Raw genomic sequence first — 21774 nt, forward strand, 5'->3', positions numbered from 1 at the left:
CGCGCAGCGCCCCGCCGCGGCCGCGGCCCGGCGCGGCCAGGCGCGGGCACCCAGCGGCTCGGGGCCCAGGCGCTGCGCCAGGCCCTGGTCGACCTGCACGAGTTCTGGCTCGCCACCCGCTGCGCCGAGCTCGGCATCCGGCCGGGCAGCGGGATCTCGCTGGTCGCCGTCGGCGGCCTCGGCCGCCGCGAGCTGCTGCCCCACAGCGACCTCGACCTCGTCCTGCTCCACGACGACGTCGAGCCGGGGCGGCTCGCCGGGCTGGCCGACCAGCTCTGGTACCCCCTGTGGGACGCGCACGTGAAGCTCGACCACAGCGTGCGCACCGTCGGCCAGGCCGTCGACGTCGCCGCCCACGACCTCACCGCCGCGCTGGGCCTGCTCGAGGCCCGCCACGTGGCGGGCGACGCCGCCCTGTCCGAGCGCCTCGTCACCCAGGTGCGCACCCAGTGGCGCCAGGGCATCCGCGGCCGGTTCGACGAGCTCGTCGAGCAGGCCGAGACGCGGTGGCGCCGCAGCGGCGACATCGCCCACAAGGTGGAGCCCGACCTGAAGAACGGCCGCGGCGGGCTGCGCGACCTGCAGCTGCTCGACGCCCTGGCCGCCGCGCACCTCACCGACCGCACGCCCGGCCTGGGGCCCGACGCGCCCGGGGGCGGGCTGCCCGCCGCGCACGGCCGGCTGCTGGACGTCCGCACCGAGCTGCACCGCGCCGCCGGCCGCGCCCGGGACACCCTGCGCGCCCAGGACGCCGACGAGATCGGCGCCGCGCTGCGCATCGGCGACCGGTTCGACCTCGCCCGCGTGCTCACCGACGCCTCCCGCACCGTCGGCTACTCCGTCGACGTGGGGCTGCGCACCGCCCGGGCCGCGCTGCCGCGGCGGCTGGGGTCGCTGCGCCGCGGGCCCGTGCGCCGCCCGCTCGACGAGGGCGTCGTCGAGCACGGCGGCGAGGTCGCGCTGGCCCGCGACGCCCGCCCGGCCAAGGACCCGGCCCTGGTGCTGCGGGTGGCCTCGGCCTCGGTGCGCACCGGGCTGCCGGTGGCCGGCTCCACGCTGAACCGGCTGGCCGACGCGAGCCCCGAGCTGCGCGAGCCGTGGCCGCGCGAGGCCCTCGACGAGCTGTTCGTCCTGCTCGGCGGCGGCCGCCGGCTCGTGGCCACGGTCGAGGCCCTCGACCGGACCGGGCTGTGGGGGCGGCTGCTGCCCGAGTGGGGCGCGGTCCGCGACCTGCCCCCGCGCGACGCGGTGCACACCTGGACCGTCGACCGCCACCTCGTCGAGACCTGCGCCTACGCCGGCTCGATGACCACCCGGGTCTCCCGGCCCGACCTGCTGGTGCTCGGCGCCCTGCTGCACGACATCGGCAAGGGCCGAGGCGGCGACCACAGCGTCGTCGGCGCCGAGCTGGCCACCCAGATCGGCAGCCGGCTGGGGCTCTGGCCCGGCGACGTCCGGCTGCTCTCGGACATGGTGCGCCACCACCTGCTGCTGCCCGACACCGCGACGCGGCGCGACCTGCACGACCCGGCCGTCATCCAGGGCGTTGCGGACACCCTCGGCGGGGACACCGTGCTGCTCGAGCTGCTGGCCTGCCTGGCCGAGGCCGACTCGCTGGCCACCGGCCCGGGGGTGTGGGGGGACTGGAAGGCCAGCCTCGTCCGCGAGCTGGTGAACCGGACCCGGCTGGTCACCGCGGGGGAGCCGCTGCCCGAGCCCGAGCCGGTGGGCGAGGAGCTCGCCGCGGCGGCCGCCGCCGGGGTGCTGCGGGTCGACGTCGCCCCCGCCCGGCCGGGGCAGCCCGTCACCGTCACCGTCGTCGCCCCCGAGCGCACGGGGCTGCTCTCCGCCGCCGCCGGGGTGCTGGCGCTGCACTCGTTGCAGGTGCACGGCGCGTCGCTGCGGGCCCACGCCGGGTCGGCCGTCGACACGTTCACCGTCTCCCCCCGCTTCGGCGACCCGCCGGAGGGGGCGCTGCTGCGCCAGGACCTCGCGCTCGTCCTCGCGGGCACCCTCGACCTGCGGGCGCGCCTCGCCGCCAAGGAGAAGGCCTACGGCGAGGGGGTGGGGGACGCCGGGCAGGGCGCCGCGGCCCTGCCCGACGCGCCGGCCCGCGTGCTGTGGTTCGACGACGGCTCGGGCCACCCGGTGGTCGAGCTGCGCGCCACCGACCGCACCGGTCTGCTCTTCGAGGTCGCGGCCGTGCTCGAGGCGCACGCCGTGGCGGTGCGGTGGGCCAAGATCGCGACCCTGGGCACGTCGGTGGTCGACTCGTTCTGCCTCGACCTGGGCGACGACGACCGGGTGGGCCGGGAGGCGCTCGAGGACGCGCTGCTCGCGGTGGTCGCACCGCGCACGGCGGCCGAGCCGGCGGTCGACCCCGACGCGGTGCCGGACGTGGGCGTGCCGGGGACCGTCGAGGCCTGACCGCGGCCCCGGCCGCGGCTAGTCTGGCCCCCGACCCGGGCGACGGGGCAGCGGCGGGCCGGTCGACGGCCCCGGGCCCCGCACGTCCCCCCCGGCCCACGAGGAGCCCACCCGGCGTGTTCGAATCACTCTCCGACCGCTTGACCGGTGCGCTGTCGGACCTGCGCGGCAAGGGCAGGCTCACCGAGGCCGACGTCGACGCGACCGCGCGGACCATCCGGCTGGCCCTGCTCGAGGCCGACGTGGCGCTGCCCGTGGTCCGCGCCTTCATCGCCAAGGTCAAGGAGCGCGCCAAGGGCAGCGAGGTGTCCGGGGCGCTCAACCCGGCCCAGCAGGTCGTCAAGATCGTCAACGAGGAGCTCGTCGGCATCCTCGGCGGGGAGACCCGGCGGCTCACCTACGCCAAGAACCCGCCCACCGTGATCATGCTCGCGGGCCTGCAGGGCGCGGGGAAGACGACCCTGGCCGGCAAGCTCGCGCACTGGCTCAAGGGCCAGGGCCACACCCCGATGCTCGTGGCCTGCGACCTGCAGCGGCCCAACGCGGTCACCCAGCTGCAGGTGGTGGGGGAGCGGGCCGGGGTGCCCGTGTTCGCCCCCGAGCCGGGCAACGGCGTGGGCGACCCGGTCGACGTCGCGCGCCGGGGCATCGCCGAGGCGCACAGCCGCCAGCACGACGTCCTCATCGTCGACACCGCCGGCCGCCTCGGCATCGACGCCGAGCTCATGGCGCAGGCCGCCGACATCCGCGACGCCGTCGACCCCGACGAGATCCTCTTCGTCCTCGACGCCATGGTCGGGCAGGACGCGGTGCAGACCTCGATCGCCTTCCGCGACGGCGTCGGCTTCACCGGCGTGGTGCTGACCAAGCTCGACGGCGACGCCCGCGGTGGTGCCGCGCTCAGCGTCCGGGAGATCACCGGGCAGCCCATCATGTTCGCCTCCACGGGCGAGGGGCTGACCGAGTTCGACGTCTTCCACCCCGACCGGATGGCCAGCCGCATCCTCGGCATGGGCGACGTGCTCAGCCTCATCGAGCAGGCCGAGCAGCACTTCGACGCCACCCAGGCCGAGGCCACCGCGGCCAAGCTCGGCTCCGGCCAGCTGACGCTGGAGGACTTCCTCGAGCAGATGATGGCCGTGCGCAAGATGGGCCCCATCGCGAACCTGCTGGGCATGCTGCCCGGCGCGGCGCAGATGAAGGACCAGATCGCGAACGTCGACGAGCGCCAGCTCGACCGGGTGCAGGCCATCATCCGGGGGATGACCCCCGCCGAGCGGGCCGACCCCAAGATCATCAACGCCTCGCGCCGGCTGCGGATCGCGAACGGCTCCGGGGTCGCGGTCTCCGAGGTCAACCAGCTCGTCGACCGGTTCTTCGACGCCCGCAAGATGATGGCGCAGATGGCCGGGCAGATGGGCATCGGCGGCGCCGTGGCCCGCCGGGCCGTCAAGGGCAGGAAGGGCGCCAAGGGCGGCAAGAAGCGCAAGGCCGTGCGCGGGCCCACCCCGCCGAAGGTGCGCGGCGGCTTCCCGGGCGGGATGCCCGCGGGCATGCCCGACCTCTCCGCGATGCCCAAGGGCCTCGACGAGCTGCCGCCCGGCCTGGCCGGGTTCGACCCGTCGCAGCTGAAGTTCCCGAAGAAGTAGACCGGTGAGCAGCGCGACGGGCACGCGGCTGCACCTGCGCGGGCGGCTGCTGCCCGCCGGCGAGCCCGTCGAGCTGTGGGTGGTCGACGGGGTCGTCACCGGCGAGCGGGTGGCCGGCGCGGAGACCGTCGTCGACGGGGGCTGGCTGCTGCCCGGGCTGGTCGACGCCCACTGCCACGTCGGGATCGGCCCCGGCGGCCCCGTCGAGCTCGACGAGGCGCTCGAGCAGGCCCGCACCGAGCGCAACGTCGGCGCCCTGCTGCTGCGCGACGCCGGCTCGCCCGTCGACACCCGGTCGTTCGACGACCACGCCGACCTGCCGCGCATCATCCGGGCCGGCCGCCACCTGGCCCTGCCGAAGCGCTACATCCCGCGGCTGGGCATCGAGCTGGGCGACGAGTCCGAGCTGCCCGCCGCCGTCGCCGCGCAGGCCCGCGCCGGGGACGGCTGGGTCAAGCTGGTGGGGGACTGGATCGACCGGGGGACCGGCGACCTGGCCCCGCTGTGGAGCGACGAGGTGCTCGTCGACGCGATCGCCGCCGCGCACGCCGAGGGCGCCCGCGTCACCGCCCACGTCTTCGGCGAGACGGCGCTGCCAGGGCTGGTGCGCGCCGGCATCGACTGCCTCGAGCACGGCACCGGGCTGACCACCGACACCATCGACCTCGTCGTCGAGCACGGCACCGCGCTGGTGCCGACCCTGATCAACATCGAGAACTTCCCCGGGATCGCCGACGGCGCCTCGCGCTACCCGGCGTACGCCTCCCACATGCGCGACCTGCACGCCCGGGTGGGGGAGACCGTGCGCGCCGCGCTCGAGGCCGGGGTGGACGTCTACGCCGGCACCGACGCCGGCGGCGGCATCCGCCACGGCCGCATCGCCGACGAGGTCGCCGCGCTGGTCCGGGTGGGGATGGCGCCGCACGACGCGCTCGGCGCCGCCAGCTGGGACGCCCGCGGCTGGCTCGGGGCCGAGCAGCTCGCCGAGGGGGCCCCGGCGGACCTCGTCGCCTACCCCGACGACCCCCGGGCCGTGCTCGCCGACGACCCCGACGCCGGGGCGGCGCTGCTGCGCTCCCCGGGCCGGGTGGTGCTGCGCGGCGCCGTCGTCGCCTAGACCGCGCGGACCCGGCCGGGGTCGGGCCCGGTGCGCGCGTCTGGCACACTGGCGCCTCGGCGTTCGCCGTGCCCGGTCCCGCACCGGCCGGCGGTCACGCGCCACCCCAAGGACGAAACCGGGTGCCACAGCCGTGCGCACCGCCGAATCGTCTCGTGACCACCCCAGCGAGGAGCTCCACCATGGCCGTCAAGATCAAGCTCATGCGTCTCGGCAAGATCCGCACCCCCCACTACCGCATCGTGGTCGCCGACTCGCGCACCCGCCGCGACGGTCGCGCCATCGAGACCATCGGCAAGTACCACCCCAAGGAGGAGCCGAGCCTCATCGAGGTCGACTCCGAGCGGGCGCAGTACTGGCTGGGCGTGGGCGCGCAGCCGACCGAGCCGGTCCAGGCGCTGCTCAAGATCACCGGTGACTGGCAGAAGTTCAAGGGCCTGCCGGGTGCGGAGGGCACGCTGCGCCAGAAGGCGGAGAAGCCGTCCAAGCTGGAGCTGTTCCAGGCCGCGCTCGCGCAGGCCGGGGACGAGCCCTCCGGTGCGGCGACCACGCCGAAGAAGAAGGCGGCCCCCAAGGCCGACGACGCCGCCGACGCGCCGGCCGCCGGGTGAGTGCCGTCGCCGACGCGGTCGAGCACCTCGTCCGCGGGATCGTCGCCCACCCCGACGACGTCGAGGTCGAGCTGATCACCGGCCGTCGCGGGCGCACCCTCGAGGTGCACGTCAACCCCGAGGACCTGGGCAAGGTCATCGGGCGCGGCGGGCGCACCGCGACCGCGCTGCGCACCGTGGTCACCGGCATCGGTGGCCGCGGCATCCGCGTCGACGTCGTCGACACCGACAGCTGAGCAGTGCCCTCCCCGCGCAGGGACGTGCCGTGGAGCTGGTGACCGGGCGGGTCGCCAAGTCCCACGGCGTCCACGGCGAGCTCGTCGTCGACGTCCGCACCGACTCGCCCGACGAGCGCTTCGCCGAGGGCGCCACGGTGCGGCTGCGCCACAACCGGGACGCCTCGCGCACCCAGGACCGCGTGGTCCTGGGGGCGCGGGAGCACTCCGGCCGGCTGCTGGTGCGGCTCGACGGCCTCGACGACCGGGCCGGGGCCGACGCGCTGCGCGGCTGGCTGTTCGTCGTCGACTCCGAGACCATCGGCGCGGCGGAGGACCCCGACGAGTTCTACGACCACGAGCTCGAGGGCCTCGACGTCGTCCACGTCGACGGCACCCCGGTCGGCGTGCTGCGCGAGGTGCTGCACACCGCGGCCGGCGAGCTGCTGGCCGTCGACCGCGCCGACGAGCGCGGCGAGGTCCTGGTGCCCTTCGTCGCCGCGATGGTGCCGGAGGTCGACCTGGCCGCCCGCCGCGTGGTCGTCGACCCGCCCGAGGGCCTGTTGGAGCTCTGAGCGGCGTGCTGCGGATCGACGTCGTCACGATCTTCCCCGAGTACCTCGCGCCGCTGCGCACCTCGCTGCCCGGCCGGGCCGCCGAGCGCGGCCTGCTCGAGGTGGCCGTGCACGACCTGCGGGACTGGGCCACCGACGTGCACCGCTCCGTCGACGACCGCCCCTGCGGCGGCGGCCCCGGCATGGTGATGAAGCCCGACGTGTGGGGCCCGGCGCTCGACGACGTGCTCGGCCCCGGTCCGGCCGCCGGTGGGGACGACCCGCTGCTGGTGGTCCCCGGCCCCGCGGGGGAGCGCCTCACCCAGGCCCACGCCGAGGCGCTGGCGGGCGAGCAGCGCCTGGTGTTCGCGTGCGGCCGCTACGAGGGCATCGACCAGCGGGTGCTCGACGACGCCGCCCGCCGCGTCCGGGTGCTCGAGGTCTCCCTCGGCGACTACGTGCTCATCGGGGGCGAGGTCGCCGTGCTCGTCGTGGCCGAGGCCGTGGTGCGGCTGCTGCCCGGCGTGCTGGGCAACCCTGCCTCGCACCGGGAGGACTCCTTCTCCGGGGAGTCCGCGGGCCTGCTGGAGGGCCCGGCCTACACCCGGCCGGTGCGCTGGCGCGGCCTCGACGTGCCCGACGTGCTCCTCTCCGGGGACCACGCGCGCATCGCGGCCTGGCGCCACGAGCAGTCCCTCGCCCGCACCCGGGCGCGTCGCCCCGACCTGCTCGGCCGGTAGCGGACCCCCGCAGGGGGGTCACGGGCGGTGCCCGCCGTCTGGCACACTAGGGAGGTTGCCCGGCGCCCCTGGCGCCGGCGAGGACCACCACCGGAGACCACGAACCCGGCGCGCGCGTGCGCCGCCGCGGTTCCTCTGCTCACGTGCGGACCGTGCGCGGCCGCGAACCACCGACAGGACGGACCCTGATGAACACCCTGGACTCGCTCGACGCCAAGTCGATGCGCGACGACATCCCCGACTTCCGCCCCGGCGACACCCTCAAGGTGCACGTGCGGGTCATCGAGGGCACGCGGGAGCGCACCCAGGTCTTCCAGGGCGTCGTGATCCGTCGGCAGGGTGGCGGCATCCGCGAGACCTTCACGGTCCGCAAGGTCTCCTTCGGCGTCGGGGTCGAGCGCACCTTCCCGGTGCACACCCCCAACATCGCCCAGATCGAGGTCGCGACCCGCGGCGACGTCCGCCGCGCGAAGCTGTACTACCTCCGTGACCTGCGCGGCAAGGCCGCCAAGATCAAGGAGAAGCGCTGAGCCGTGCCGGCGGGCCGCTCGCGGCCCGCACGCACACCGGCGCCACGGCGTGACCGACGACCCGGGCCCACGACGGTCCGAGGACGCCGGTGACGCGACCGACCGTGACGCGACAGGCCGTGACGCGGCCGGGGCGGGCGACCTGGGGAGCGGCGGCGCGACGGGGCACCGGCGCGGCGGCGCGCGGTCGTCCGGGCGGCGACGCGGGGAGCGCTCCTTCTGGCGCGAGCTGCCCGTCCTCATCGTCGTCGCGGTCGCGCTGAGCTTCCTCGTCCAGACGTTCGTCGCCCGGGTCTACGTCATCCCGTCGCAGTCGATGGAGCCGACGCTGCACGGCTGCCCGGGGTGCACCAACGACCGGGTCGTCGTCGACAAGGTCACCTACCGGTTCAGCGACCCGCGCCCGGGCGACGTGGTCGTCTTCCGGGGCCCCAGCTCGTGGGCCAGCGACTTCACCACCACCCGCTCCAGCAACGTGGTGATCCGTGGGCTGCAGCAGGCCGGCTCCGTCGTCGGCCTCGCCCCGCCGGACGAGCGCGACTTCGTCAAGCGCGTCATCGCCACCGGCGGGCAGACGGTGCAGTGCTGCGACGCCCAGGGCCGGGTGCTCGTCGACGGCAAGCCGCTGACCGAGCCCTACGTGGTCATGGACTTCCCGTTCGTCCCCGGCCAGCAGGACTGCGACACCCAGGTGCGCTCCGGGCGGTGCTTCTCGCCGGTCACCGTGCCGCCGGGCAACCTGTGGATGATGGGTGACAACCGCAGCAACTCCGCGGACTCCCGGTTCCACGTCGGCGACGAGAACCGCGGCACCGTGCCCGAGTCCGACGTCATCGGCAAGGCGCGCTTCATCGTGCTGCCCGTCTCGCGCTGGCAGGGCGTGGACTCGCCCGTCATCACCTCGGCGCTGGGCGGCGCCGGCCTTCCGGGTGCGGTCCTGGTCCTGGCCACGCTGCCCGTGCTCGCCCGCTCGACCCGGCGGTCGCTGGCCGACGCCGGCGTCCTGGGCCCCCGGGCGGGGTCGACCGGACCGGTCTGAGGTGGCCCGCCGGGCCCGCCCCGCCCCGCCCCGGCTGCGGGGTGACTGGCCGCCGCGCTCGCCGGTGCGGCGCAGCGCGGGGCTGCGCACCCTCGAGCAGACCCTGCTGCGCGCCGGCCTCGGGCCCGTCGCCGGCGCCGACGAGGCCGGCCGGGGGGCGTGCGCCGGCCCGCTCGTCGTCGCCGCCGCCGTGCTGCGCCCCGTCGCCGACGACCGCCTCCTCGGCCTGACCGACTCCAAGCTGCTCACCGCCGCGGCCCGCGACCACTACTTCGACCTGGTCACCCGGCTGGCGCTGGCCACCGCCGTCGTCGTGGTGCCCGCCGCCGAGGTGGACCGGATCGGCGTGCACGTGGCCAACATCGAGGGGATGCGGCGCGCGGTGGCCCGGCTGCGGGTGGCCCCCGGCTACGTCCTGCTCGACGGGTTCCGCGTGCCCGGGCTGACGGCGCCCTCGCTGCCCGTGATCGGTGGGGACCGCACCGCGGCCTGCGTGGCGGCGGCGAGCGTGCTGGCCAAGGTGACCCGGGACCGGATCATGACGGGGCTCGACGCGGACCTGCCCGGCTACGGCTTCGCCGGGCACAAGGGGTACTCGACGCCGGAGCACTCCGCCGCGCTGCGCTCCCTCGGCGCGTGCCCGGAGCACCGGATGAGCTACGCCAACGTGGCCGCGGTAGTGCGGGGCGAGCGCCGCGAGCTCGGTGCGGACCCGGCGGGTCGCTCGCGGGTGTCAGCGGTCGACGGAGAGGGCAGGATGGGGTCATGAGCGCTGAAGACCTCGAGAAGTACGAGACGGAGATGGAGCTCAGCCTCTACCGCGAGTACCGCGACATCGTCGGCCAGTTCAGCTACGTGGTGGAGACCGAGCGCCGCTTCTACCTGGCGAACTCCGTGGACGTCACCCCGCGCAACGCCGACGGCGAGGTCTACTTCGAGCTGCGGATGTCCGACGCGTGGGTGTGGGACATGTACCGCCCGGCGCGCTTCGTCAAGCAGGTCAAGGTCATCACGTTCAAGGACGTCAACGTCGAGGAGCTCGACAAGCCGGACCTGCGGCTGCCCGAGGACGGCCCGTTCGGGGGCTGAGCGGTCCCTAGCACGACCGGGCGACACGCGTGCCCGACCGGGCGCCGTCGCACGTTGCCCGGTGCACCGCCCGGCGCTCCGTCCACAGGGCGGCGGCGCCCCCTGCCGGGCGCGGCCGCCGTGCCCGAGGCTCGACCCCAGCGGTGACCGGTGGTCGGTCACCCCGGGTCGAGGGGGCGTGGCGTGGCGGTCGAGCAGGACGCAGGAGCAGCACGGGAGGACCCGCGGCACGTGCTGGGGCGTCGCGGTGAGGACGTCGCGGTGGCGCACCTGACCGACGCCGGGCTGGTGGTGCTCGACCGCAACTGGCGCTGCCGCGCCGGTGAGCTCGACGTCGTCGCCACCGACGGGTCCACCCTGGTGGTCGTCGAGGTCAAGACGCGCTCCGGCACCGGGTACGGCACCCCGGCCGAGTCGGTCACCGACCGCAAGCTGACCCGCATGCGCCGGCTGGCGCACCTGTGGCTCGCCGAGCACCGGGTGGGCTGGGTCGAGGTCCGGTTCGACGTGGTGGCGGTGCTGGCCCGGCCGGGCCGCCCGCCCGAGGTCGAGCACCTGGTGGGGGTCTTCTGATGGCGCTGGGGAGGGCGTTCTCGGTGGCCGTGACCGGGGTGGACGGCCAGCTGGTGGAGATCGAGGCCGACCTGGGCCAGGGCCTGCCCGGGGTGCACCTGGTGGGCCTGCCCGACGCCGCGCTGCAGGAGTCCCGGGACCGGGTGCGGGCGGCGGTCGCCAACAGCGGTGAGCAGTGGCCGTCGCGGCGGGTCACCCTCGCGCTGTCCCCGGCCACCCTGCCCAAGGTGGGCTCGGTCTACGACGTCGCGCTGGCCACCGCGGTGCTCGCCGCGCAGGGCACGGTGCCCGGCTCAGCCCTCGCGGACACGGTGCTGCTGGGCGAGCTGGCCCTCGACGGCCGGCTGCGCGGGGTGCGGGGCGTGCTGCCCGCGCTGCTCGCCGCCCGCAGGGCGGGGTGGCGCCGGGCGGTGGTCCCGGTGGACTCGCTGCGCGAGGCCGGCCTGGTCGACGACGTGGAGGTGCTCGGCGCCGGGGACCTCCGCGAGGTGCTGGCCTGGCTGCGCGGCACCGGCCACCTGGTCACGGGCCTGGGGGAGGCGCCGCCCGAGCCGCCCGCGTGCCCCGACCTCGCCGACGTCGTCGGCCAGCCCGAGGCGCGGTGGGCCGTGGAGGTCGCCGCGGCCGGGGCGCACCACCTGCTGCTCACCGGCCCGCCGGGCACCGGCAAGACGATGCTGGCCCAGCGGCTGCCGGGCCTGCTCCCGGCCCTCGACCGCCACGAGCAGCTCGAGGTCACGGCCATCCACTCCGTCGCCGGGCTGCTGCGCGCGGAGCAGCCGCTGGTCACCGCGCCCGTGCTCGTCGCCCCCCACCACACGGCCTCGGTGAGCGCGCTCGTGGGCGGCGGCAGCGGCCTGGCCCGGCCCGGCGCCGTCAGCCGAGCCCACCGCGGGGTCCTCTTCTTGGACGAGTGCGCGGAGTTCAGCACCCGGGCGCTGGAGGCGCTGCGCACCCCGATCGAGGACGGTGAGGTGCGGATCGCGCGCCGCGACGGGGTCGCCCGCTACCCGGCCCGCTTCCAGCTGGTGCTGGCGGCCAACCCGTGCCCGTGCGCCCCGCCGCGGGAGACCGACTGCGTGTGCGCCCCGCTGGCGCGGCGCCGCTACCTCGGCCGGCTCTCGGGACCGCTACTCGACCGGGTCGACCTGCGGGTGCGGATGCACCCGCTGGCCAGCTCGATGGTCGAGTCGGGGGCCGAGCCGACGGCAGCGGTGCGCGAGCGGGTGGGTCGGGCCCGGGCCGCGGCGGCCGAGCGCTGGTCCGGCCTGGGCTGGCGGACCAACGCCGAGGCACCCGGACCGGCGCTGCGGCAGCGGTTCCGGGTCGGGCGGACGGCGCTGACGCCGCTGGAGCGGGGGCTGGCCACCGGCACCATCACCGCCCGCGGTGCGGACCGGGCGCTGCGCGTGGCCTGGACCCTGACCGACCTGCGGGGCGGCAGCAGCCCGGGCCGCGAGGACGTGCTCGCGGCGCTGAGCTTCCGGGACCGGAGGGCGGCATGAGCGCGCCGGCGCTCGTCGAGGGCCCGGCCGCCCGCGCCCGCCGGGAGGCGTGGGCGTGGCTGGCCGGGGTGGCCGAGCCGCCGTGCGCACCGCTGGCCGAGCGGGTGGCGGCCGAGGGCCCGGAGGCCGCGGTGGCGGCGCTGCGGGACCGCCCGCTGCCCCCGGTGCTGGAGCGCCCCACCGCCGCCCGCCGCGGCGTCGACCGGGCGGCGGCCGAGCTGGAGCTCGTCGCGGCCCTGGGCGGTCGGCTCGTGACCCCCGACGACGACGAGTGGCCCCGCGACCGGTTCGGCGCCCTGCTCGGGCGGCGCGGCGCCGGCCGCGACCTCGTCGCGCCGCTGGCGCTGTGGGTGCGGGGCGAGCAGCGGCTCGACGCGGTCAGCGCCCGCGCGGTGTCGATCGTGGGCACCCGTGCCACCAGCGGCTACGGCGAGCACGTCACCGGCGAGCTCGCGCACGACCTCGCCCGGGACGGGTGGACCGTCGTCTCGGGCGCGGCGTACGGGATCGACGGCCACGCCCACCGGGCGGCCCTGCTCGCCGAGGGCACGACCGTGGCGGTGCTGGGCTGCGGCATCGACGTGCCGTACCCGCGCGGGCACGCCCGGCTGCTGGAGCGGGTCGCCGGCTCGGGGCTCGTGGTCAGCGAGTACGCACCGGGGACGCCGCCCGCCCGGCACCGGTTCCTGGCCCGCAACCGGCTGGTCGCGGCGCTCGGGGCGGGGGTGGTGGTGGTCGAGGCGGCGCTGCGCAGCGGGGCCACGAGCACGGCGCGGTGGGCGGCCGACCTGGGCCGGCCGGTCATGGCGGTGCCGGGGCCGGTCACCGCGCTGACCTCCACCGGGTGCCACCGGCTGATCCGGGAGGGTGCGGCGGTGCTGGTCACCTCCGCCTCCGAGGTCGCGGAGGTCGCCGGGCCGATGGGCCAGCTCGCCCTCGACGTGGCCGTGCCGGGCCGCCGCCTCGACGGCCTCGACCCCGTCACCGCGCAGGTGCTCGACGGGCTGCCCGCCCGGTCCGCGGCCCGCGAGGAGGCGGTGTCGCTGAGCGCGGGGGTGGTGGTCGACCGGGTGCGCAGCGCGCTCGCCGAGCTCGAGCTGCTGGGGCTCGCGGCCTGGACCGAGGACGGCTGGGTGCGCACCCGGGTGGCCCGCTCGGCCACCTGAGCGGCGCCGCACCGGGGCGGGTGCTTGCGCCCGCCCCGGGCGCCGCCCACCGTGGTGGTCGTGCCCGCCGAGACCCGTGAGGAGCTGCTGGCCGCGTTCGCCGAGCACCTCGTGCTGGAGCGCGGCCGCTCGGGGCACACCGTGCGGGCCTACCTCGGTGACGTGCACGCCCTGCTGACCCACCTCGACGGACGCTCCGGCGCTGCGGTCACCCCGGGCGGGGTCGACCTCCCGGGGCTGCGGTCGTGGCTCGGGGCGCTGGCGGCCGGGGGAGCGGCGCGCACCAGCCTGGCCCGGCGCACCGCGTCGGCACGGGCGTTCACCGCGTGGGCGGCGCGCACCGGCCGGGCCGGCACCGACCCCGGCGCGCGCCTCGTCGCCCCCCGGGCGCACCGCGTGCTGCCCCCGGTGCTGCGCCAGGACCAGGCCGGGGCCGCGCTGGACAACGCCGCCGCCGGGGCCGCCCAGCTCGACCCGGTGGCGCTGCGCGACCACGTCGTCGTCGAGCTGCTCTACGCCTCGGGCGCCCGGGTCGGGGAGCTCGTCGGCCTCGACCTCGACGACGTCGACCACGGCCGCCGGCTGCTGCGCGTGCTGGGCAAGGGCGACAAGCAGCGCAGCGTCCCGTTCGGCCCCCCGGCGGCGCACGCGCTGGACGCCTGGCTGGACCACGGCCGTCCCGCGCTGGCCGGGCCGCGCAGCGGGCGCGCGCTGCTCCTCGGGGCCCGGGGCGGCCGGCTCGACCAGCGCGCGGTCCGGCGCACGGTGCACGACGTGGTGGCCTCCGCCCCGGGTGCGCCCGACCTGGCCCCGCACGGCCTGCGCCACAGCGCGGCGACCCACCTGCTCGAGGGCGGGGCCGACCTGCGGGTGGTCCAGGAGCTGCTGGGCCACGCCTCGCTGGCCACGACCCAGCTCTACACCCACGTCAGCGTGGAGCGGCTGCGCGCCGTGCACGAGCAGGCCCACCCCCGGGCGTGAGCGCTCCGGGTCGGGCGGGGCCGGGGCAGGACCGGGCCCCCGCGCCCGCTCAGCCGGAGGTGACCGCGACCAGGCGCACCGACCACCGGCCCACCAGCCGCAGCGGGTCCAGGTAGTCCGCCGCACCCCGGCGCACCCCCCAGTGCAGGCACGCCGCGACGGTGCAGCCCGGGTGCCCGGCGGCGAGCGTGCCCAGCACCTGGCCCCGCGCCACCACCGCACCGGCGACGACGGTCGCGGCGACCGGCTCGTAGGTGGTCCGCAACCCGTCGGGGTGCACCACCGACACCACGCCGCGCCCGGCCACCACCCCGGCGAACGCGACGGTCCCCGCCCCGGCCGCCAGCACCTCCTGCCCGGTCGCGCCGGCGAGGTCGACCCCGCGGTGCCCGGCCCCGTAGACGGTGTCCGGCGGGTCGAACGGGCGCACCACCGCCGGCCGCCCGGCCAGCGGCCAGCCGTAGCCGCCCCGAGGGGCGGTGGCCGGTGCGGGCGGCGCCGCCGGCTGGGCCCCGGCCAGGGGTGCGAGCCAGGGCACCCCGCCCAGCAGCAGGACCAGGGCGAGGACGGTGACGAGGAGTCCGCGGATCACCACCCCAGCCTGGGGTGGCGGCACGCCCGGCGGGCCGTCCCCCGCCAGGTTGTGGACGCAGCGCCGGCGCCGTCCCCAGCCCGCCCCACCTCGGTCGGTGACCCCGCCACCGGGAGGTATGCTCGCGGGGCGTCTCGTGTCCGCACGAGTCGACTTCGCGTGCCCGCGCCCCACCCGCAGCACCAGGTGGACCGGCCGCCGGTGGTCCCGTCGCGACGGGTCCGGCGACCTGCGCGGGCACCAGGGCGGGCCACCACCCGGTGGACCCGCGAGAACCGAGCCCGACGCGCGGCCCCGCCGCGCCCGGGCACAGCAGCAGAACAGAAGGCGAGGACGGGGCGGCGCCCCGGACACACCATGGCAGTAGTCACCATGAAGCAGCTGCTCGACAGCGGCGCGCACTTCGGGCACCAGACCCGACGCTGGAACCCCAAGATGAAGCGGTTCATCTTCACCGACCGCAACGGCATCTACATCATCGACCTGCAGCAGACGCTGGTCTACATCGACCGCGCGTTCGAGTTCGTCAAGGAGACGGTCGCCCACGGCGGCACCCTGATGTTCATCGGCACCAAGAAGCAGGCGCAGGAGTCGATCGCCGAGCAGGCCACCCGCGTCGGCATGCCCTACGTCAACCAGCGCTGGCTGGGCGGCATGCTCACCAACTTCCAGACGGTGCACAAGCGCCTGCTCCGCCTCAAGGAGCTCGAGTCGATGGAGCAGACGGGGGGCTTCGAGGGTCGCACCAAGAAGGAGATCCTCATGCTGACCCGCGAGATGACCAAGCTCGACCGCACCCTCGGCGGCATCCGCGACATGGCCAAGGTCCCCTCCGCGGTGTGGATCGTCGACACCAACAAGGAGCACCTGGCGGTCGCCGAGGCGCGCAAGCTCAACATCCCGGTCGTCGCGATCCTCGACACCAACTGCGACCCCGACGTCGTCGACTACCCGATCCCGGGCAACGACGACGCCATCCGCTCCGCGGCGCTGCTGACCAAGGTCGTCGCCGCGGCCGTCGCCGACGGCCTGCAGGCCCGCGGCGGGGCCAGCAGCGACGGTGGCGCCGGCGAGCCGCTGGCCGACTGGGAGCAGGAGCTCCTGGCCGCCGCGTCCTCCGAGGGTGCGACCGCCGCGACCGAGCCCACCGAGGCCGCCGACCCGTCCACCACCGGCAGCCCCGCCACCGCCACCGCCACGCAGGACGTGTCCGGCGACGGTGCGGCCCCGGCCGTGGTGCCCCAGGACGTCGCCACCCCGGCGGCGGCCCAGGCCGAGCCCGCCCGCTCGGTGCCCGGTGGGATGACCGCCGGTGTCGCCGAGTCCTCGGGCACCAGCTCCCCGGAGCAGGCCGCGCTGACCGAGCAGGTCGAGGCCGCGGCCGAGACCGCCGCGGCGGCGCCCACCGAGACGGCCGAGTCGGCCGTCGGCGGCACCCCCGCCAGCGACACCCAGACGCCCGCCAGCTGAGCGTCACCGACCGGCCCGGGGCACCCGCCCCGGGCCGGTCGACCCGCGTCCCCGACCGGGACGCCCGACCCACCGGGTCCCGCACCCACCCGGGTGCCCACCACCACGAACGAGGAGGCTCGCCCCACGATGGCCAGCTACACCGCCGCCGACGTCAAGCGGCTCCGCGAGCTCACCGGCTCCGGGATGATGGACTGCAAGAACGCCCTCGTCGAGTCCGACGGTGACTTCGAGAAGGCCACCGAGCTGCTCCGCATCAAGGGAGCCAAGGACGTCGGCAAGCGCGCCGAGCGCACCACCGCCAACGGCCTGGTCGCGGCGGCCGAGGGCGTCATGATCGAGCTCAACTGCGAGACCGACTTCGTCGCCAAGAACGCCGAGTTCGAGGCGCTCGCCGAGACCATCGTCTCCGCGGCCGCCCAGGCCAAGCCGGCCGACCTCGACGCCCTCAAGGCGCTCGAGATCGACGGCAAGCCCGTCGCCGACGTCGTGCAGGAGTACGCCGCCAAGATCGGCGAGAAGCTCGAGCTGCGCCGCGTCGTCAGCTTCGACGGCCCCGTCGCGACCTACCTGCACAAGCGGTCCTCCGACCTGCCCCCCGCCGTCGGCGTGCTCGTCGAGTACACCGGCGAGGGCGACACCGCGGTCGAGGCCGCGCGCGGCGCGGCCATGCAGGTGGCCGCGATGCGTCCCCGCTTCGTCACCCGCGACGAGGTCCCCGAGGACCTGGTGGCCTCCGAGCGGCGCATCGCCGAGGAGACCGCCCGCGAGGAGGGCAAGCCCGAGCAGGCCATGGCGAAGATCGTCGAGGGCCGCCTCAACGGCTTCTTCAAGGACGCCGTGCTGCTCGAGCAGGCCTCGGTGCAGGAGAGCAAGAAGACCGTCAAGGCCGTCCTTGGTGACGCCGGTGCCACGGTCAGCCGCTTCGCGCGGTTCGAGGTCGGCCAGAGCTGACCTCCCCGGGCCCGGTGCGCGAGGCGCGCGCCGGGCTCGCCGGCGCCCCGACGGGCCGGGCCCACCCGGCCCGGCCCGCGGGGGCCCGCCCGTCCGGTGCCGACCCCCGGCCGACCCCGAGCCACCCCCGCGACACCCCCCGCGACGAGGAGCCCCGATGACCGAGCCGGCCGACCACCGCCCCGCCTTCCGGCGGGTCCTGCTCAAGCTCGGCGGGGAGATGTTCGGCGGCGGCTCGGTCGGGGTCGACCCCGACGTGGTGCTGGCCGTGGCCGCCCAGATCGCCGACGTGGTGCGCTCCGGCGTCGAGGTGGCCGTCGTCATCGGCGGCGGCAACTTCTTCCGCGGCGCCGAGCTGCAGCAGCACGGCATGGAGCGCTCCCGCGCCGACTACATGGGCATGCTCGGCACGGTGATGAACTGCCTGGCGCTGCAGGACTTCCTGGAGAAGCAGGGCGTCGACACCCGCGTGCAGACGGCCATCACGATGGGCCAGGTCGCGGAGCCCTACATCCCGCGCCGCGCGCAGCGCCACCTCGAGAAGGGCCGCGTCGTCATCTTCGGCGCCGGCATGGGCATGCCCTACTTCTCCACCGACACCACCGCCGCGCAGCGCGCCCTCGAGATCGGGGCGGAGGTCGTCCTCATGGCCAAGGGCGTCGACGGGGTGTTCACCGCCGACCCCAAGTCCGACCCCGACGCGACCATGTTCACCGAGATCAGCCACCAGGAGGCCCTCGAGCGCAACCTCGGGGTGGCCGACGCGACCGCCTTCAGCCTGTGCATGGACAACGCGATGCCCATCATCGTGTTCAACCTGCTCGTGGAGGGCAACATCGCGCGCGCCGTGGCGGGTGAGAGGATCGGGACGCTGGTCACCTCGGACGCCCGCGGCACCGACGACCGGCAGCAGGACGAGGCCCGGCAGGGCGAGCAGACGACCGGAGGTCAGCCGTGATCGAGGAAGCCCTCTTCGAGGCCGAGGAGAAGATGGAGAAGGCGGTCTCGGTGGCCCGCGACGACCTGGGCGGCATCCGCACCGGCCGGGCCAACCCCGGCATGTTCAACCGCATCGTCATCGACTACTACGGCGCGATGACCCCCATCACCCAGCTGTCCTCGATCTCGGTCCCCGAGGCGCGGATGGCCATCGTCAAGCCCTACGAGGCCTCCCAGCTCGGGGCGATCGAGACCGCGATCCGCAACTCCGACCTCGGGGTCAACCCGGGCAACGACGGCACCATCATCCGGATCTCGCTGCCGCAGCTGACCGAGGAGCGTCGCCGCGACCTGGCCAAGCAGGCCCGGGGCAAGGGCGAGGACGCGAAGGTGTCGCTGCGCAACATCCGGCGCTCCGGGATGGACGAGCTCTCCCGTATCCAAAAGGACGGCGAGGCCGGCGAGGACGAGGTCGGCCGCGCCGAGAAGGAGCTCGACAAGGTCACCGCGCGCTACGTCGCGCAGGTCGACGACATGGTCCGCAGCAAGGAGTCCGAGCTCATGGAGGTCTGACCCCGCCCCGGGGGGTGGGGTCGGCCCGGGCGCAGCGCCCGGGGCGCAGGTGCCGGTGGGCAGCACGGGAGCACGGACGGTCGAGGGAGCAACGTGGCAGCGGATCGGTCCGAGGTGCCGGGGGCGCCCGACGTCGCGGAGGGCTCGCCCTCCTCGCGCACGGGCCGGGACCTGCCCGCCGCGATCGCGGTCGGTGGGGGCCTCGGGATCGGCATCATCGTGGCCCTGCTCCTGCTGCCCTCGCTGTGGGTCGCCATCGTCGCCGTCGCCGTCGCCGTCGCCACCTGGGAGGTGGCGGGCGCGTTCGCCGGCTCCGGGGTCCACGTCGAGCGGGTGCCGCTGCTCCTCGGCGGGCAGGCGGTGGTCTGGCTGAGCTGGCCGTGGGGCACGTCCGGCGTCCTCGGGGCGTTCGCCGTCACCGTCGTCGGTTGCATGCTCTTCCGGCTGCCCCGCGGCGCCGCGGGCTACCTGCGCGACGCCGGGGCGTCGGTGTTCGTCGCCGCCTGGGTGCCGCTGTTCGCCGCGTTCGCCGCCCTGCTGGTGGAGACCGACCAGGGTGCGGCCCGGGTCTTCTGCCTCATGATCGCCGTGGTCGGCTCCGACACCGGCGGCTACGCGGTGGGCGCGGCGCTCGGCCGCCACCCCATGGTGCCCAGCATCAGCCCCAAGAAGTCCTGGGAGGGCTTCGCCGGCTCGCTGGCCCTCGGGGTCGTCGTGTCGGTGCTCAGCGTGACGCTGCTGCTCGACGGCGCCTGGTGGGTGGGGGCGCTGTTCGGGGCGCTCATCGTCGTCACCGCCACCGCCGGGGACCTCGTCGAGTCCCAGGTCAAGCGGGACCTCGGCCGCAAGGACATGGGGACGATGCTGCCGGGGCACGGCGGGCTCATGGACCGGCTGGACTCGGTCCTGCCCTCGGCCGTGGTGTCCTGGCTGGTGCTGACCACCCTGCTGTGACCGGGCGCGCGTGACCCCCGTCCGGCCGGTGCCGAGCCCCAACATCTGGCACCACGCCGACGTCTACGAGGTGGAGAACCGGGCGCAGGACGCCGACGGCGCGCTGGCCGCCGCGCTCGCCGAGGTGGCCCCCGTCGCCGGGCGCGACGTGCTCGACGTCGGGTGCGGCACGGGCTACCACCTGCCCGGGTTCGCGACCACGGCGCGCACGGTCACCGGGGTGGAGCCGCACGCGCCGCTGCTGCCCGCCGCCCGCGCCCGGGTGGCCGACCTGCCGCACGTGCGGGTGCTCGCCGGGGCCGCGGAGGCGCTGCCGCTGCCGGACCGCAGCGTCGACGTGGTCCACGCCCGCACCGCGTACTTCTTCGGCCCGGGCTGCGAGCCGGGGCTGGCGGAGGCCGACCGGGTGCTGCGCCCGGGCGGGGTGCTGGTCGTCGTCGACCTCGACGCCACCCGCTCGCCCTACGGCGCCTGGATGCGGGCGGACCTGCCGCGGTGGGACGCCCACGAGCCGCCGCGCTTCCTCACCCGGCACGGCTTCACCCACCGGCTCGTCGACACCCGCTGGCAGCTGCGGTCGCGGGACGACCTGGCCGCCGTGCTCGGCATCGAGTTCTCGCCCACCACGGCCGCCCGTGCCTTGGCGGCCACCCCGGGGCTGAGCCTCGAGGTGGCCTACCGGGTGAGCTGGCGCCGCCGCCCGGCCGGGCTGGTCACCGACTAGCTGTCGCCCATGATGACGTTGGCCATCCGGCGGCGCGGCAGGTAGCGCATCGTCAGGTTGACCAGCGTGGAGAGCCGGTTGCGGTTGCCGGTGAGGACCACGATGTGCAGGCCCACCCAGGCGACCCAGGCCGGGAACCCCTTGATCTTGAGCTTGGGGAAGGGCATCTCGACCACGGCGTCGGCCTTGCCGATGGTGGCCATGGTGCCCTTGTTCTTGTAGCTGAACTCCTCGGTGCGCTCCCCGGCCAGCAGGTGCTCGATCTGCTTGGCCACGTGGGTGCCGCCCTGGATCGCCGGCTGCGCCAGCTGGGGCAGCGGCGCGCCGTTGATGGAGGCGACGTCCCCGGCCGCGAACACCTCGGGCAGGCCGGTGACGCGCAGGTCGGTGCCCACGTCGATGCGCCCGCCCTTGGCCATGGGCAGGTTCCAGTCGCCGATGACGGGCCCGCCGGTGACACCCGTCGCCCAGATGACGGCCGCGACGGGGATCTCCTCGGTCTCGTCGCCGTCGGTGGGGCCGATGACCACGCTGTGCTCCTTGACCTCCTTGACGGAGGTCTTCAGCCGCAGCTCGACGCCGCGGTCGCGCAGCGCCTGCGCGGCGTAGGACTGCAGCTTGGGGTCGAACGGGCCGAGCACCACGTCGAGCATCTCGACCAGGATCACCCGCACCCGGGAGATGGGGAGCTCGGGGTAGCCGACGGCGATGGAGCCGCCGCGCATCTCGCCGAGGGTCCCGGCCATCTCCACGCCCGTAGGGCCGCCGCCGACGATGACGACGACCGGCTCGACGGCGTCCTCGCGGCCCTGGGCGGCGTTCTCGACGCTGGCCAGCACCTGGTCGCGCACCGCGATGGCGCCGGCCCGGGTGTAGATGGTCATGGAGTGCTCGGCGGCACCGGGGATGCCGAAGTAGTTCGCGGTCACGCCGGCGGTGACGACGAGGTAGTCGTAGGACAGCGGCTCGTCGGCCTCGACGTGGACCAGCTTGCGCTCGGTGTCGATGCCGGTGACGACCTCGCGGCGGAACGCGGTGTTGCCGAAGCGGGCGACGTAGCCGCGCAGCGCGTAGGTCACGTCGCCGGGGTTCAGCCCCCCGGTGGCCACCTGGTAGAGCAGCGGCTGGAACGTGTTGTAGCCGTTGCGGTCGATGAGCAGCACGTCGACGTCCACGTGCTGCAGCTGGCGGACGACCGCCATGCCGGCGAAGCCGCCGCCGATGACGACCACCCTCGGTCGTCCCGTGCTCGCCTGCCCGTTCGTCGCGTCCATGGCCCCGACTCCTGATCGATACAGCACCACGAGCCTCGTGGGCCCCCGGTCGAGCGACGCTCTGCCGCGTCCCCGGGTCGATCATTGCCCATCGCGGC

General features: G+C 75.9%; 21 protein-coding genes and 2 pseudogenes. 21 read left to right on the forward strand and 2 right to left on the reverse strand.

The window, feature by feature from the left end:
• The 15 genes from ACYVOF_RS08665 to ACYVOF_RS08735 all read left to right on the forward strand — a co-directional run.
• A partial coding sequence (locus tag ACYVOF_RS08665; protein ID WP_460865623.1) for a [protein-PII] uridylyltransferase occupies positions 1-2427 on the forward strand: 2427 nt, incomplete at its 5' end.
• A 116-nt stretch (positions 2428-2543) separates the two neighbouring features.
• A complete protein-coding gene (ffh, locus tag ACYVOF_RS08670; RefSeq protein ID WP_460865625.1) occupies positions 2544-4076 on the forward strand; it encodes a signal recognition particle protein in 1533 nt (510 codons plus the stop codon).
• Positions 4077-4080: 4 nt separating this feature from the next.
• On the forward strand, positions 4081-5193 hold the full coding sequence (locus ACYVOF_RS08675) for an amidohydrolase family protein (protein WP_460865627.1): 1113 nt from the start codon (positions 4081-4083) through the stop codon (positions 5191-5193).
• 182 nt (positions 5194-5375) lie between these two features.
• Complete coding sequence (gene rpsP / locus ACYVOF_RS08680; RefSeq protein WP_460865629.1) at positions 5376-5804, forward strand: 30S ribosomal protein S16; 429 nt, start codon at positions 5376-5378, stop codon at positions 5802-5804.
• Positions 5801-6040, forward strand: coding sequence for an RNA-binding protein (locus tag ACYVOF_RS08685; protein ID WP_460865630.1), 240 nt, complete (start codon positions 5801-5803; stop codon positions 6038-6040). Before rpsP ends, ACYVOF_RS08685 begins: the two co-directional genes overlap by 4 nt.
• Positions 6041-6069: 29 nt before the next feature.
• The gene (gene rimM / locus ACYVOF_RS08690; protein WP_460865632.1) at positions 6070-6594 is read left to right on the forward strand and encodes a ribosome maturation factor RimM; all 525 of its coding nucleotides are present in this window, start codon (positions 6070-6072) and stop codon (positions 6592-6594) included.
• Between the two features lie 8 nt (positions 6595-6602).
• Complete coding sequence (gene trmD / locus ACYVOF_RS08695) at positions 6603-7313, forward strand: tRNA (guanosine(37)-N1)-methyltransferase TrmD (RefSeq protein WP_460865687.1); 711 nt, start codon at positions 6603-6605, stop codon at positions 7311-7313.
• 188 nt (positions 7314-7501) lie between these two features.
• Positions 7502-7843: a 50S ribosomal protein L19 gene (rplS, locus tag ACYVOF_RS08700; protein ID WP_460865634.1), complete on the forward strand. Its 342-nt coding sequence runs from the start codon at positions 7502-7504 to the stop codon at positions 7841-7843.
• A 49-nt stretch (positions 7844-7892) separates the two neighbouring features.
• Positions 7893-8882, forward strand: a complete 990-nt coding sequence (lepB, locus tag ACYVOF_RS08705; protein WP_460865636.1) for a signal peptidase I — start codon at positions 7893-7895, stop codon at positions 8880-8882.
• 34 nt (positions 8883-8916) lie between these two features.
• The gene (locus ACYVOF_RS08710; protein ID WP_460865688.1) at positions 8917-9651 is read left to right on the forward strand and encodes a ribonuclease HII; all 735 of its coding nucleotides are present in this window, start codon (positions 8917-8919) and stop codon (positions 9649-9651) included.
• Positions 9648-9971, forward strand: coding sequence for a DUF2469 domain-containing protein (locus ACYVOF_RS08715; RefSeq protein ID WP_460865638.1), 324 nt, complete (start codon positions 9648-9650; stop codon positions 9969-9971). Before ACYVOF_RS08710 ends, ACYVOF_RS08715 begins: the two co-directional genes overlap by 4 nt.
• A 183-nt stretch (positions 9972-10154) precedes the next feature.
• Positions 10155-10544, forward strand: coding sequence for a YraN family protein (locus ACYVOF_RS08720; protein WP_460865640.1), 390 nt, complete (start codon positions 10155-10157; stop codon positions 10542-10544).
• A complete protein-coding gene (locus ACYVOF_RS08725) occupies positions 10544-12049 on the forward strand; it encodes a YifB family Mg chelatase-like AAA ATPase (RefSeq protein ID WP_460865642.1) in 1506 nt (501 codons plus the stop codon). Before ACYVOF_RS08720 ends, ACYVOF_RS08725 begins: the two co-directional genes overlap by 1 nt.
• On the forward strand, positions 12046-13215 hold the full coding sequence (dprA, locus tag ACYVOF_RS08730) for a DNA-processing protein DprA (protein ID WP_460865645.1): 1170 nt from the start codon (positions 12046-12048) through the stop codon (positions 13213-13215). The genes ACYVOF_RS08725 and dprA overlap by 4 nt, the downstream gene beginning before the upstream one ends.
• Before the next feature lie 51 nt (positions 13216-13266).
• Complete coding sequence (locus tag ACYVOF_RS08735) at positions 13267-14196, forward strand: tyrosine recombinase XerC (protein ID WP_460865690.1); 930 nt, start codon at positions 13267-13269, stop codon at positions 14194-14196.
• Positions 14197-14245: 49 nt separating this feature from the next.
• Here the strand turns inward: ACYVOF_RS08735 and ACYVOF_RS08740 are convergent, their stop codons facing one another.
• Entirely contained in the window at positions 14246-14785 is a 540-nt protein-coding gene (locus tag ACYVOF_RS08740) for a peptidoglycan DD-metalloendopeptidase family protein (protein WP_460865692.1), read from the reverse strand.
• Between the two features lie 360 nt (positions 14786-15145).
• Between ACYVOF_RS08740 and rpsB the strand changes: the two are divergent.
• From rpsB to ACYVOF_RS08770, 6 genes and pseudogenes are all read left to right on the forward strand, one after another.
• Positions 15146-15902: pseudogene (gene rpsB, locus ACYVOF_RS08745) on the forward strand (30S ribosomal protein S2); the annotation flags it as partial.
• 485 nt (positions 15903-16387) lie between these two features.
• Positions 16388-17212 carry a translation elongation factor Ts gene (gene tsf, locus ACYVOF_RS08750; RefSeq protein WP_460865647.1) on the forward strand — a complete coding sequence of 275 codons (825 nt, stop codon included), beginning with the start codon at positions 16388-16390 and terminating at the stop codon, positions 17210-17212.
• Positions 17213-17369: 157 nt separating this feature from the next.
• Positions 17370-18095 (forward strand): annotated as a pseudogene (gene pyrH, locus ACYVOF_RS08755) (UMP kinase); the annotation flags it as partial.
• Between the two features lie 71 nt (positions 18096-18166).
• The gene (gene frr / locus ACYVOF_RS08760) at positions 18167-18724 is read left to right on the forward strand and encodes a ribosome recycling factor (RefSeq protein WP_460865649.1); all 558 of its coding nucleotides are present in this window, start codon (positions 18167-18169) and stop codon (positions 18722-18724) included.
• A 93-nt stretch (positions 18725-18817) separates the two neighbouring features.
• Entirely contained in the window at positions 18818-19678 is an 861-nt protein-coding gene (locus tag ACYVOF_RS08765) for a phosphatidate cytidylyltransferase (protein ID WP_460865651.1), read from the forward strand.
• Positions 19679-19688: 10 nt separating this feature from the next.
• Positions 19689-20402, forward strand: a complete 714-nt coding sequence (locus ACYVOF_RS08770; protein WP_460865653.1) for a class I SAM-dependent methyltransferase — start codon at positions 19689-19691, stop codon at positions 20400-20402.
• On the opposite strand, the gene ACYVOF_RS08775 is transcribed toward ACYVOF_RS08770, so the two are convergent.
• The gene (locus ACYVOF_RS08775) at positions 20399-21676 is read right to left on the reverse strand and encodes an NAD(P)/FAD-dependent oxidoreductase (protein ID WP_460865655.1); all 1278 of its coding nucleotides are present in this window, start codon (positions 21674-21676) and stop codon (positions 20399-20401) included. The two genes, ACYVOF_RS08770 and ACYVOF_RS08775, sit on opposite strands and share 4 nt — an antisense overlap.
• Between the last annotated feature and the right edge of the window lie 98 nt (positions 21677-21774).

This window comes from Rhodococcus aerolatus (assembly GCF_054783215.1).

Bases quoted from the DNA above. Each gene is read 5' to 3' on its own strand.
- dprA (WP_460865645.1), top strand. From the start codon at position 12,046: ATGAGCGCGCCGGCGCTCGTCGAGGGCCCGGCCGCCCGCGCCCGCCGG.
- ACYVOF_RS08725 (WP_460865642.1), top strand. From the start codon at position 10,544: ATGGCGCTGGGGAGGGCGTTCTCGGTGGCCGTGACCGGGGTGGACGGC.
- rpsP (WP_460865629.1), top strand. From the start codon at position 5,376: ATGGCCGTCAAGATCAAGCTCATGCGTCTCGGCAAGATCCGCACCCCC.
- tsf (WP_460865647.1), top strand. From the start codon at position 16,388: ATGGCCAGCTACACCGCCGCCGACGTCAAGCGGCTCCGCGAGCTCACC.
- ACYVOF_RS08775 (WP_460865655.1), bottom strand. From the start codon at position 21,676: ATGGACGCGACGAACGGGCAGGCGAGCACGGGACGACCGAGGGTGGTC.
- rplS (WP_460865634.1), top strand. From the start codon at position 7,502: ATGAACACCCTGGACTCGCTCGACGCCAAGTCGATGCGCGACGACATC.
- ACYVOF_RS08715 (WP_460865638.1), top strand. From the start codon at position 9,648: ATGAGCGCTGAAGACCTCGAGAAGTACGAGACGGAGATGGAGCTCAGC.